Raw genomic sequence first — 12,535 nt, forward strand, 5'->3', positions numbered from 1 at the left:
GTGAATTAGGGTGGTACCACGAGATAATATCTTTCGTCCCTATAAGTATGACATACTTGTAGAGGCGGAAGATTTTTTTTTACCAAATCCAAGGATTAATAATTTATAAACAGGAGGAAACAAAAGATGAGTAAAATGTACTATGAACAAGATTGTAATTTGGATGCTTTAAAAGGAAAGACGGTAGCGATTATCGGTTACGGAAGTCAAGGACACGCACATGCGCTGAACCTTAAGGAAAGCGGCGTGGATGTAATTGTTGGACTATACGAAGGAAGCAAATCTTGGGCGAAAGCTGAAAAAGCTGGTCTTAAAGTGGATACTGCTGCAAACGCAACAAAAGCTGCAGATGTAATAATGCTTTTGGTTAATGACGAGAAGCAGCCTGCAATATTCAAGGAGTCCATCGAACCTAACCTTACCAGTGGAAAGTACCTGGCATTTGCTCACGGATTCAACATTTTATACAACCAGGTAGCTCCTGCAAAAGACATCAATGTATTCATGGTCGCGCCTAAGGGACCTGGACACATCGTTAGAAGGATGTATGAAGAAGGAAAAGGAACTCCTTGCCTGGTAGCGATTCATCAAGACCCAAGCAACGACACTTTGGACATTGCCCTTTCTTATGCGGCAGGAGTTGGTGGAGCAAGAGCAGGAATCTTGGAAACGACGTTCCAAGAAGAGACTGAGACAGATCTTTTTGGAGAGCAAGCAGTTCTTTGTGGAGGCGTGACAGAGCTTATGAAGGCAGGGTTTGAAACTTTGGTTGAGGCAGGATACCAACCTGAGAGTGCTTACTTTGAGTGCGTCAATGAAATGAAGCTGATCGTAGACCTTATAGCTGAAGGAGGATTCAGCCAAATGAGATATTCCATCAGTGATACTGCCGAGTATGGAGATTACAAAATCGGAAGCAGGATCATAACTGATGAGACAAGAAAAGAAATGAAAAAAGTGCTTAAAGAGATCCAAGAAGGAACTTTTGCTAAAGAGTGGTTGGTTGAAAATAGCGTAAACAGACCTTACTTCTTGGCAAAGAGAAGAATCGAAAGCGAGCACCAAGTAGAGACTGTAGGCAAGAAGCTTAGAAAAATGATGCCTTGGCTTAAATCTGAAGAAGAATAAAAGGAAGTGAAATAGATGCGCAGTGAAAGCATGAAAAGCGGAGTATCAAAAGCTCCCCACAGATCGCTGCTGAAAGCAAGCGGTTATAGCGATATTGAGATCAACAAGCCGCTAATAGGGATAGCGAACTCCTTTAATGAGATAGTACCTGGACATATAGAGCTCAGAAGCATTGCTGAAGCAGCTAAAAAAGGCGTGCTAATGGCAGGGGGAACGCCTATGGAATTTCCCACCATCGCCGTGTGTGACGGTATTGCTATGAATCACGAGGGGATGAGATACTCCCTGCCTAGCCGTGAGCTGATTGCAGACAGCATCGAAATCATGGTAAAAGCCCACGGGCTTGACGGAATCGTGTTGATTCCAAACTGCGACAAATCAGTACCTGCCATGCTTATGGCTGCGGCCAGATTAAATGTGCCGGCAATAGTTGTAAGCGGCGGGCCTATGCTTGCGGGAAAATACAACGGAGATGCTGCAGACTTGATAACGGTATTTGAAGGCGTAGGAGCTGTGACGACAGGAAACATGAGCGAAGAGGAGCTTTTAGAGCTTGAAAACAACGCATGTCCAACATGCGGATCATGTGCGGGAATGTTCACTGCGAATTCCATGAACTGCATTAGCGAGGTTCTTGGAATGGCACTTCCTGGCAATGGAACAATACCGGCAGTATATTCGGACAGAAAAAGGCTTGCAAAGGCATCCGGCATAAAGATAATGGAACTCGTGGAAAAAGACATCAAGCCGAGAGACATCATGACACCGGAGGCTTTTGAAAATGCATTTACTGTAGACATGGCCCTGGGTTGTTCTACAAACACAGTTCTTCACCTTACTGCCATTGCAAATGAAGCGGGAGTGGAGTTCGATCTAGACAAGATAAATGAAATCAGTCTTAAAACTCCAAACCTTTGCAGATTGAGCCCGGCAGGACCTTATCACATTCAGGACCTATACGCTGCCGGAGGTATAATGTCGGTTATGAACGAACTCGACAAAAAGAACCTCCTGAACAGAGACTTGATTACAGCAAGCGCTATGAAGATAGGTGAGCTCTACAAGGGAAGAGAAAAAAAGGGAAATACAATCATAGCCGATATAGACAAGCCATTTAGCGAAACTGGAGGCATAAGGGTCCTTAGAGGAAACTTGGCTCCTGACGGAGCAGTTGTAAAACAGTCTGCCGTGGCTAAGGAAATGATGCAAAAATCCACCAATGCGGTGGTGTTTGACTGTGAAGAAGCGGCTGTTGAAGCAATCATTGCAGGAAAGATTCAAAAGGGCGATTGCGTGGTCATCAGATACGAAGGACCTAAAGGCGGTCCCGGCATGAGAGAAATGCTGACCCCTACATCCACCTTGGCGGGAATGGGACTTGATAAGGACGTCGCTTTGGTAACTGACGGAAGATTCTCCGGAGGGACAAGAGGAGCGGCTATCGGACACGTGTCTCCAGAGGCCAGCGAAGGTGGAATCATCGGACTTGTTGAAGACGGTGACGTAATCAATATAGATATCATAAACGGAAAGCTGGAACTTGAAGTTGACGATAAGACGCTGGAAGAAAGGAAACAAAAGCAGGCGATAAAATCACCGCAGGCTAAAGGGTGTTTGAAAAGATATTCGGACATGGTAACCTCGGCTTCCACCGGCGCAATCGTGAAATAACACAGGAGGTGGTCTTGTGACTAAAATGACGGGAGCGCAAATTGTCATTGAGTGCTTAAAAGAACAAAAGGTAGATACGATATTCGGATATCAAGGCGGTGCGGTAATCCCGTTGTTTGACGCCCTGTACGACGAGAAGGATACGTTTAATATAATAAGGCCCGCCCATGAGCAAAACGCTGTTCATGGGGCGGATGCTTATGCTAGGACCACAGGGAAAATAGGGGTATGCATGGTGACATCCGGTCCGGGGGCCAGCAATACCGTGACAGGCATAGCAAACGCCTACATGGATTCTGTTCCCTTGGTGGTCATAACCGGGCAGGTGGCATCCGGTCTTCTTGGAAAAGATTCTTTCCAGGAAATCGACATAACCGGTATTACCATGCCTATAACAAAGTACAACATGCTGGTAAAAGATATAAGTCAGCTATCAAATGCAATAACTAAGGCTTTCAATATAGCAAAGTCCGGCAGGCCAGGCCCTGTCTTGATCGACATTACAAAAGACGTTTTTATGGGCAAAGGCGAGTTTGTGTCCTGCTTTGTGGAAGATGATCAGATATGCAAGCCGGATCCTGAAATAGATAGGAAGTCGGCAAAGATAGCGCGACTTATAAACGAGAGCAAGAAACCGGTCATATATGCCGGAGGAGGAGTCAAGATATCAAAGGCTCAGGAAGCTGTAGTCAGCTTGGCGGAGAAGAACTCAATTCCGGTAGTAAATACCCTCATGGGCCTGGGCAGCATATCTAGAAAACATAGGTTGTCTCTAGGACTTGTAGGAATGCACGGCTTCAGGGAAGCAAACTTTGCGGTGACCAACAGCGACCTTATAATTGCAATCGGAGCGAGATTTAGTGATAGGGTAATAGGGAAAAAGGATAGATTTGCTCCGGGAGCAAAGATCATCCATATAGACATCGACGAAACGGAAATCGACAAGAACATGCCTTCGTTCTATTCTCATGTATGCGACGTACAGATGTCTCTTGAGAGCATTTACAACCACCTTGAAGAAAATTCACGAGAAGAGTGGTTCGCGCAGATTCAAAGCTGGAAGATGGAAGACAAGTCATCACCGGGGGCATTTGGAGCAAAAAACATCATAAAAACGATCAACGGCAACTTTGACGGGGAGGATATCGTAGTTACAGACGTGGGGCAGCATCAAATGTGGACCGCCCAGTACTGGGATTTTAACGGTAAGACTCAATTCGTGACATCCGGTGGCCTTGGCACCATGGGCTTTGGTCTAGGCGCGGCCTTTGGAAGCAAGGTGGGAAATCCGGATAAAAACGTAATACTCTTTGTTGGCGATGGAGGTTTCAGGATGAGTTGCCACGAGCTTGTGACCATATCGAAGTACAAGATTCCTGTTTTGATCGTATTGATAAACAACAGTACGTTGGGAATGGTCAGACAGTGGCAAAAGCTCTTCAGCAATAAAAGATATATGGAAACCGATATTGGCGAGGATGTAGATTATATTAAGCTTGCAGAAGCTTACGGAATAAAGGCAAGCAAAGTGGAGGACCTAGAGTCTTTGAAAGAAGTCATTTCAGGACTTGGCAAAATCGAAGAGCCCGTCCTTATCGAGTGCAAAATTAGCAAAGACGACTGCGTAATGCCGATGGTTCCCCCGGGGGAAGCAATCGACGAGCTTATAACAGAGACATATTGAAGCATTAAAAGTCAGACTCTTTTTCTTCGGAAAAAGGGTTGATTTTTCAACTGGAGGATTTCCAGGGGAAGGAGCTGAGAAAATGGGGAAAAGAATAATATTTTTCGATACCACGCTGCGTGATGGAGAGCAATCTCCCGGATGTAGCATGAACAACAAGGAAAAACTGCAAATGGCAAAGCAGTTGGAGAAACTTAATGTGGACTTTATAGAGGCTGGATTTGCTGCGTCTTCGCCAGGGGATTTCGAATCGGTAAAGAGCATAGCCGAAGGGATAAAAAACTCAGGCGTGGCCGTATTGGCTAGAGCCGTGAAAAATGACATAGACAAAGGCTGGGAAGCCGTCAAAAATGCAGTAAATCCAAGGATTCACACCTTTATAGCTACTTCAGACATCCATATGAAGTATAAGCTCAAGATGGACCCTGAGGATGTCATTAAAAGAGCGGAAGAAATGGTATCTTACGCTGCAGGCTTTGCGCCTGAAGTAGAGTTTTCTGCTGAGGACGCCACTAGAAGCGAGCCCGCATTTTTGGCAAGGATTTTCGACAAGGTTATCCAAGCCGGAGCGAAGGTCATAAACATACCGGATACCGTGGGATACACTACTCCGGATGAATTCTATAATTTCATAAATGAAATAAAAATCAGGTCAGACTATCTGGACAAAGCTATAATATCTGTACATTGCCATAACGATTTGGGTCTTGGAGTTGCAAATACTTTGGCTGCGGCTAGAGCGGGGGCGACTCAGTTCGAGTGCACCATAAACGGAATCGGAGAGCGTGCGGGAAATGCCGCCCTTGAAGAGCTTGTAATGATACTGGATACAAGAAGAGATTTATACAACTGTGATTTTGGTATAAATACCAGAGAAATCATGAAGACCAGCAATCTCCTTACAATGATAACGGGAGTGCACGTGCAACCCAACAAGGCTATCGTTGGAGCCAATGCTTTTGCTCACGAATCAGGAATTCATCAGCACGGAATGTTAAGTCATGAAAACACCTACGAGATTATGAAGCCGGAGACTATAGGTCTTTCAAAGAGCAAAATGGTTTTGGGTAAGCATTCTGGAAGGCATGCCTTCAAAGAGAGGCTCGAAACATTGGGCTACGAGCTTACTAAAGAAGAGCTGAACATTGCATTTGAGCAGTTCAAAGATTTGGCTGACAAGAAAAAGCAGGTTTATGACAGGGATATTGAAGCTATCGTCGCAAAAAGAGCGATCGAATTGACCGAAGCCTATAAACTGGACAGATATGTCATCAACAGCGGCAACACCATAACATCAACAGCAGTAGTCACCTTGGAGTGCGAAGATGGAAAGGTCGAAAAAGTGGCTACGGGAGATGGACCGGTAGATGCTTCCTTTAATGCAATCTCCAAGTTCATAGATTTGGAGATAAAGCTTGAGGACTATGCGCTGCAGGCAGTCACTGAGGGAACGGATGCTCTTGGAGAAGCAGTCGTCAAAGTGAGCTTTGGTGAGAAGATGTATACTGGGCGAGGCTTGAGCACAGACATAGTGGAATCCAGCATAAATGCTTATCTAGGAGCGGTAAACAAGGTTTTGGAAGATCAAAAGGGTGATGATAAATGAGCAGGAAAATAGAAATATTTGACTCGACATTGAGAGACGGAGCCCAAGGAAGCGGAATAAGCTTTTCTTTAGATGACAAAATCAAGATAACCTTGGAGCTTGACAGCCTGGGGGTTGACTACATAGAGGCGGGTAATCCGGGTTCCAATCAAAAAGATAGGGAATACTTCGAAAAGATAAACACCATGAAGCTTGAAAACTCCAAGCTCGTAGCATTTGGAAGCACAAGAAGGAAAAACTCTAATGCTGCTGAGGATCAAAACGTCAATAATCTGCTTATTGCAAATACTCCTGCCATCAGCATATTCGGCAAATCCTGGGACTATCACGTTACTGATGTTCTTGGGACGACCCTTGAAGAGAATCTGAATATGATTGCAGATACGATAAGCTATATGGTATCAAAAGAGAAGGAAGTAATATTTGATGCTGAACACTTTTTTGATGGTTATAAAAACAATCCCGAGTACGCATTAAGCACATTGAGAGCAGCAGTAGATGCGGGAGCTAGGGCACTGGTCCTTTGCGATACAAACGGGGGAGCCTTTCCCGATGAAATCTATGAAATCACTAAGAAAGTGATAGAAGAGTTCGGAGTTGATGTGGGAATCCATTGTCATAACGACGGAGGAATGGCTGTTGCAAATTCCATTATGTCAGTAGAGGCGGGCGCTAACCAAGTTCAAGGGACGTTTTTGGGAATAGGAGAAAGGTGCGGAAATGCGAACCTGTCAACTATAGTGCCTAACTTGCAGATTAAAAGAGGCTATGACTGCATACCGGAAGAAAACCTTCAAAACCTGACCACTGCAGCCAGATACATCGCAGAGATATCAAACCTGACATTAGATCATTCAATGCCATATGTTGGGAACAACGCATTCGCTCACAAGGGTGGAATGCACGTTGACGGCATAATCAAGGCAAAGGGCAGTTTTGAACATATCGATCCCGAGCTGGTTGGAAACGATAGAAAGTTCATCATGAGCGAGGTCTCGGGAAAAAACACCATAATCAGCAGGATCAAGAAGGTGGATCCAAGCTTGACGAAAGATTCCCCGGAAACAAAGGAGATTTTGGATCTGCTCAAGAGGCTGGAGCACGAAGGCTATCAATTCGAGGGAGCGGAAGCTTCCTTCGACCTGGTGATCAGAAAGCATTTAGGCAGATACACGCCATTTTTCATCCTGGACCATTACAAGATAATCGAAGAGGAAAAACAGGGAGAAGATGACTGTACAGCTTCTGCGCTGATCAAGGTCATAGTAAAGGGCAGAGAGGAAATGACAGCTGCCGAGGGCAACGGACCTGTCAATGCCATCGACAAGGCGATCAGAAAGGCTTTGGAGGTATTCTATGAAAACCTTAAGGATTTTCACCTGGTGGACTTCAAGGTTAGGGTCTTGGATGGAGCGAATACTGCTGCAAAGGTAAGAGTTTTAATCGACTCGACAGACGGACAGGAATTTTGGAGCACGATAGGAGTCTCTACGAACATCATCGAAGCCAGTGTGGGTGCCCTTGTAGACTCTATAGAGTACAAGCTAATCAAAGATTTGGAGCAGAAGTGACAAGGGTTTTAGAAGCCAATTTATTATTTGGGAGGAAAAAATGGATTATAAAATAGCTGTTATAAAAGGAGACGGCATCGGTCCTGAAGTGGTTGACTCCGCTTTGGAGATACTGGATGCGGTGGGAGCAAAATACGGACATAGATTCCACTATACTGAAGTTTTGGCGGGAGGCTGTGCCTATGACGATTGCGAGAATCCTCTGCCAAAAGAGACACTGGATGTCTGCAAGGCGAGCGACGCAGTCGTGCTTGGTGCGGTAGGAGGACCTAAATGGGATGATCTGCCCGGTGAAAAAAGACCTGAGGCGGCGCTTCTTGGACTGAGAAAAGAGCTGGGACTTTTTGCGAACCTGAGGCCGGCAATACTTTTCGGAGCATTGAAGGATGCCTGTCCCTTAAAGCCTGAGATAATAAAAGATGGTTTGGACATATGCGTCGTCAGGGAGCTGACAGGCGGAATATATTTTGGAGACAGAGGCTTTAAGGACACTGATATGGGTCCGGCAGCTTACGATATTGAAATATATGCCGAAAAGGAAGTCGAGCGCATAGCTAAAGTAGCTTTTGACATGGCAATGAAAAGAGAAAAGAAAGTCATGAGCGTGGACAAGGCAAATATCCTTGAGAGCTCAAGGCTTTGGAGAAAGACTGTAGAAAAGGTTGCAAAAGATTACCATGAGGTTTCCTTGGATCACATGTATGTGGACAATGCTTCCATGCAGCTGATAAGGGATCCAAAGCAGTTTGACGTAATAGTCACCACCAATATGTTCGGAGACATACTCTCGGACGAGGCAAGCATGATTACAGGGTCTATAGGCATGCTTCCAAGTGCCAGCCTGGGTGGAGACAACAAAGGCATGTATGAGCCCGTACACGGCTCTGCGCCGGATATTGCAGGGCAAGGCAAGGCAAATCCCTTAGCGACAATTCTTTCAATGGCAATGATGCTGAAGTATTCATTTGGACTTGGAGAAGAATCTGACTGCATAGAAGAAGCAGTAACTAAAGCTCTTGACGCAGGCTATAGAACCGGAGACATAGCAAATGAAGGGGAAAAGGTAATTTCCACAGCTGAAATGACAGCTGCTGTAAAATCCTATCTTTAAGAATGACGCGCTAAAATAATTAGACTGAGCATAAGGTTGATGTCAAAGCTTGTGCTCAGTCTTTTTTCTTGTTAAAACTGTATACAGTGTTTTTAAATCCATGTTAAATATATTTGTATTTCATATTGACACTTGAAGACATTGTTGTTAAAATAGTAAATTTGACAAGGTGAAATATATGTGTTATAATCAGTTCAGCAAATAACCGAGGTGATTAAATGAATAACAAGCTAACTCTTAACCAGATTAAAGAGGGATTGGAACACTATGTAGGTCACAGGGTAAGGTTACAGGCAAACAAGAGCAGAAAAAGAGTCGTGGTCAAAGAAGGAGTAATCGAGGGGATTTACCCAAGCATATTTGTGATAAAGATAGAGGAAGAAAACAGAAATCCGAGGAAGATGTCTTTTTGCTACTCAGATTTACTGACGCACAATGTGGAGCTTACTTTGTGTGAAAATGATGAAAGCATAGTTTATGGATAAAAAACTGTATCTGATACAGTTTTTTTTATGTCCAAAATCCGGATATTTTGCTATTGTAGAATTCCAGTAAAGAGTTTATACTAAAAATATTAATAAATTAGAAATTGCTAGGGGGACACGATATGGTTCAGCCTGAGGGCAAGACGCTTAATATCAATTCCGAGATTGGAATCCTAAAATCTGTCATGCTGCATAGGCCAGGCACGGAGCTTGAGCGAATAACTCCTGAACACTTGTCGGAAGTCCTCTTTGAAGACATTCCATGGCTCTCTCGCATGAGGCAGGAGCACGACAGCTTTGCCGGTGAGCTTAAAAGCCGAGGTGTCGAAGTTCTTTATGTAGAAGAGCTTTTAAAGGATGTATTCAAAATTGATGATGTAAGAGACAAAATCCTGGCTGATGTCTTGGAAGAAAGCGAAACCTGCGACAAGCCTGTTAAAGATTTTTTGTATGATTTCTTAAAAGAAAAATCAGTAGATGAATTTGCCGAATTTCTTATAGGTGGAATATCAAAAGAGGATATCAGAGCTTTTAAAAAAGAAAAGTCATTATCTGATTTTATCAAAGAAGATCATTACTTTTATATAAACCCGCTGCCTAACTTGTATTTCATGAGAGATCCCGCCGTTGTAATAGGAGAGGGAATAGCGATAGGCTCCATGCGCACTCCCATCAGAAAGAGGGAGAGCTTGTTTTTAAGGCTTATATACGATAACCATCAGATCTTCGACGATATAAGAAAAGAGCCCTATTACAGCCAGGATTACCCCTACAGCGTGGAAGGTGGAGACGTTCTCGTCTTGTCTGAGGACACATTGGCGGTGGGCTGCAGCCAGCGTACCGGAGTGGCGGGCATCGAGATGCTTGCGGACAGGCTATTGAAAAAAGACACCCACATAAAAAAGCTTCTGGTCATACAGATACCAAAGGTGAGGGCCTATATGCATCTCGATACTGTTTTTACCATGGTTGATTACGATAAATTTACCATTTATCCAGGTATATTGGACAGAATTAACGTAATAACAGTTGAGAAGAATCAAACAGGAAGGCTTTGCTATAAGCAGGAGAAAAACCTGGAGACGGGACTTAAAAAGCATTTGAAGCTGGATTGGGTCAGCCTTATTCCAAGCGGAGGGATAGACCCCATAATTGCTGCCAGGGAGCAGTGGAACGACAGCACCAATACATTTGCGATAGCGCCGGCAAGGGTTATGGCGTACGGTAGAAACGAAGTATCTAACAAGGTTTTAAGAAAAAACGGGATAGATGTAATTGAGCTTGAAGCTTCAGAGCTTGTAAGGGGAAGGGGCGGCCCAAGGTGCATGAGCATGCCGTTATACAGAGAATCAATATAGCAAGGAGAGGAGTGGCTTAGATGCCGTTGAATTTAAAGGGAAGAAGTTTGCTGACATTAAAGGATTACACCCAGGAAGAGATAGGCTATCTCTTGGAGCTGTCCAGGGATTTAAAGGCAAAAAAAAGAATGGGGATAAAGGGAGATCTGCTTGTGGGAAAGAACATAGTACTTCTTTTCGAAAAGACATCCACCAGAACCCGTTGCGCTTTCGAGGTTGCCGCATTTGACGAGGGAGCCAACGTAACATTTCTAACCAATAGTCAGATGGGCAAAAAAGAGTCTGTCGAGGATACTGCCAAGGTGTTGGGAAGATTTTACGACGGTATCGAATTTAGAGGCTTTAAACAGGAAACTGTGGAGCTTTTAGCCCGGCACTCAGGCGTTCCGGTTTGGAATGGTTTAACCGACATGTACCATCCCACCCAAATCTTGGCTGATTTTTTAACGATTATGGAAAATGTCCCGAAACCTCTTAGAGAAGTAAAGCTTGTGTACGCCGGAGATGCCAGAAATAATGTGGCTAATTCATTGATGATCGGCGCGGCGAAAATGGGCATGGATTTCGTTGCGGTCGCTCCAAAGCAGCTGTATCCGGATGCTGATCTGATTAAAGAGATGCAGGAGCTTGCCGAAACAAACGGAGGGAAAGTTACTGTCACGGACGATATTGAATCAGGCGTAAAGGATGCCGATGTGATATACACAGATGTTTGGGTTTCCATGGGAGAAGAGGATCAGTTCGAAGAGCGCATAAAGCTGCTGGGTCCCTACCAGGTAAATATGGAGATGTTAAAAAAGACCGGAAACGACAATGTGATTTTTCTTCACTGTCTTCCCGCTTTTCACGATCTAGAAACAGAAACAGGAATGGAGGTATTCCAAAAGTTTAAAATAAAGGAAATGGAAGTTACGGATGAGGTTTTCCGGAGCCGCCATTCAAAGGTTTTTGACGAAGCTGAAAACAGGATGCACACAATCAAAGCAGTGATGTGTGCCACGTTGAGCCTATAGCGATAAAACAAGCCTCTGAAGAACAATGAACATGCCACCCTCTACTACAAGAGGAGCATATCAAATATCTTCAGAGGCTATAATTTTCGTATTGTATATTATTTTATATATTCTACGTTGTACTTGTTTTTAAGGTCTTCCACCTTGTTTACGAACATGTCGTTTTGCTTTCCTTGAAGCAGGTAGTTTTTAATCTTATCTCTTACATCACCATATGCTAGAGTGTTTTCGGGTTTCTTATCGGTGAGCTTGATAATGTGGTAGCCATATGTAGTCTTTACATCGCCTTTTATTTCGTTGACAGCCATTGCTTCAAGGGCATCGTCAAATTCCTTGACCATTTGTCCCTTGGCAAAGAAACCAAGATCTCCGCCTTTCTCATTTGAAGGGCATTTAGAATGCTTTTGAGCTAAATCTTCGAAAGATTCTCCCGATGTGATCGCAGCCAAGACTTCGTCGTGTTCTTCCTTTGTATCTACCAGTATATGGCTTGCGCCGTATTGTAGGTTCTCTTTAAAGTTTTGAGGGTTCTCGTCATAAAAAGCCTTAGCGTCTTCTTCGGTAACCTCTGCTTTCATAAGATAGCTGCTGATTGCGTAGCTTTTGATAAGCTTCTCTTTTGTAAGTTCAAGTTCTTTTTTGAAGGTCTCGTCTTCCTCGATGTTGTTGTCCAAAGCCTCAAAATAAAATAATTCGTGGGCGATAAGCTCTTCCAAAAGACCTTGCTTTGCTTCGGGATTAGAGTATGCCGCTGCCTGTTGTGGTGGTATCGTGCTTAATAGAAAATCAAGGTCATTTTCAGTTATGGACTTCCCATTTACGTTTGCTAAAACTTTGCTCATATATTCCTCCTGTGATTAAGTATTCAGATAGTATTATAACATAAATGGAGGATTTCCGCAGAAATC

At 43.9% G+C, this 12,535-nt stretch carries 10 protein-coding genes and 1 other annotated feature (1 of these 11 running past the window's edge); of the genes, 9 read left to right on the forward strand and 1 reads right to left on the reverse strand.

Translation table 11 applies throughout. The features are described from left to right. Window positions 1-44 (forward strand) — a binding site (T-box leader); it begins 212 nt to the left of the window's first position. Window positions 45-126: 82 nt separating this feature from the next. From ilvC to argF, 9 genes are all read left to right on the forward strand, one after another. Then, window positions 127-1,128, forward strand: a complete 1,002-nt coding sequence (gene ilvC / locus BUB93_RS02535) for a ketol-acid reductoisomerase (protein ID WP_073269499.1) — start codon at window positions 127-129, stop codon at window positions 1,126-1,128. 15 nt (window positions 1,129-1,143) lie between these two features. After that, the gene (ilvD, locus tag BUB93_RS02540) at window positions 1,144-2,799 is read left to right on the forward strand and encodes a dihydroxy-acid dehydratase (protein ID WP_073269500.1); all 1,656 of its coding nucleotides are present in this window, start codon (window positions 1,144-1,146) and stop codon (window positions 2,797-2,799) included. Window positions 2,800-2,824: 25 nt separating this feature from the next. After that, on the forward strand, window positions 2,825-4,483 hold the full coding sequence (gene ilvB, locus BUB93_RS02545) for a biosynthetic-type acetolactate synthase large subunit (RefSeq protein ID WP_073269594.1): 1,659 nt from the start codon (window positions 2,825-2,827) through the stop codon (window positions 4,481-4,483). A gap of 82 nt (window positions 4,484-4,565) precedes the next feature. Beyond that, window positions 4,566-6,089, forward strand: coding sequence for a 2-isopropylmalate synthase (locus BUB93_RS02550; RefSeq protein WP_073269501.1), 1,524 nt, complete (start codon window positions 4,566-4,568; stop codon window positions 6,087-6,089). Further along, the gene (cimA, locus tag BUB93_RS02555) at window positions 6,086-7,660 is read left to right on the forward strand and encodes a citramalate synthase (RefSeq protein WP_073269502.1); all 1,575 of its coding nucleotides are present in this window, start codon (window positions 6,086-6,088) and stop codon (window positions 7,658-7,660) included. Before BUB93_RS02550 ends, cimA begins: the two co-directional genes overlap by 4 nt. A gap of 40 nt (window positions 7,661-7,700) precedes the next feature. Further along, window positions 7,701-8,771 (forward strand): 3-isopropylmalate dehydrogenase, encoded by a 1,071-nt coding sequence (leuB, locus tag BUB93_RS02560; protein WP_073269503.1) that lies wholly within the window; start codon window positions 7,701-7,703, stop codon window positions 8,769-8,771. 218 nt (window positions 8,772-8,989) lie between these two features. Next, a complete protein-coding gene (locus tag BUB93_RS02565) occupies window positions 8,990-9,256 on the forward strand; it encodes a Veg family protein (protein ID WP_073269504.1) in 267 nt (88 codons plus the stop codon). A gap of 122 nt (window positions 9,257-9,378) precedes the next feature. Beyond that, on the forward strand, window positions 9,379-10,614 hold the full coding sequence (locus BUB93_RS02570) for an arginine deiminase (RefSeq protein ID WP_073269505.1): 1,236 nt from the start codon (window positions 9,379-9,381) through the stop codon (window positions 10,612-10,614). Window positions 10,615-10,634: 20 nt separating this feature from the next. Next, on the forward strand, window positions 10,635-11,627 hold the full coding sequence (argF, locus tag BUB93_RS02575; RefSeq protein WP_073269506.1) for an ornithine carbamoyltransferase: 993 nt from the start codon (window positions 10,635-10,637) through the stop codon (window positions 11,625-11,627). A 98-nt stretch (window positions 11,628-11,725) separates the two neighbouring features. Here argF and BUB93_RS02580 read toward each other — a convergent pair whose 3' ends face one another. Then, a complete protein-coding gene (locus tag BUB93_RS02580) occupies window positions 11,726-12,469 on the reverse strand; it encodes a peptidylprolyl isomerase (protein WP_073269507.1) in 744 nt (247 codons plus the stop codon). Window positions 12,470-12,535 lie beyond the last annotated feature (66 nt).

This window comes from Alkalibacter saccharofermentans DSM 14828, assembly GCF_900128885.1.
GTDB lineage: Bacteria > Bacillota > Clostridia > Eubacteriales > Alkalibacteraceae > Alkalibacter > Alkalibacter saccharofermentans.

What these genes read in the sequence shown, in the direction of transcription:
- ilvC (WP_073269499.1), top strand. Translation starts at nt 127, where the DNA reads ATGAGTAAAATGTACTATGAACAAGATTGTAATTTGGATGCTTTAAAA.
- ilvD (WP_073269500.1), top strand. Translation starts at nt 1,144, where the DNA reads ATGCGCAGTGAAAGCATGAAAAGCGGAGTATCAAAAGCTCCCCACAGA.
- ilvB (WP_073269594.1), top strand. Translation starts at nt 2,825, where the DNA reads ATGACGGGAGCGCAAATTGTCATTGAGTGCTTAAAAGAACAAAAGGTA.
- BUB93_RS02550 (WP_073269501.1), top strand. Translation starts at nt 4,566, where the DNA reads ATGGGGAAAAGAATAATATTTTTCGATACCACGCTGCGTGATGGAGAG.
- cimA (WP_073269502.1), top strand. Translation starts at nt 6,086, where the DNA reads ATGAGCAGGAAAATAGAAATATTTGACTCGACATTGAGAGACGGAGCC.
- leuB (WP_073269503.1), top strand. Translation starts at nt 7,701, where the DNA reads ATGGATTATAAAATAGCTGTTATAAAAGGAGACGGCATCGGTCCTGAA.
- BUB93_RS02565 (WP_073269504.1), top strand. Translation starts at nt 8,990, where the DNA reads ATGAATAACAAGCTAACTCTTAACCAGATTAAAGAGGGATTGGAACAC.
- BUB93_RS02570 (WP_073269505.1), top strand. Translation starts at nt 9,379, where the DNA reads ATGGTTCAGCCTGAGGGCAAGACGCTTAATATCAATTCCGAGATTGGA.
- argF (WP_073269506.1), top strand. Translation starts at nt 10,635, where the DNA reads ATGCCGTTGAATTTAAAGGGAAGAAGTTTGCTGACATTAAAGGATTAC.
- BUB93_RS02580 (WP_073269507.1), bottom strand. Translation starts at nt 12,469, where the DNA reads ATGAGCAAAGTTTTAGCAAACGTAAATGGGAAGTCCATAACTGAAAAT.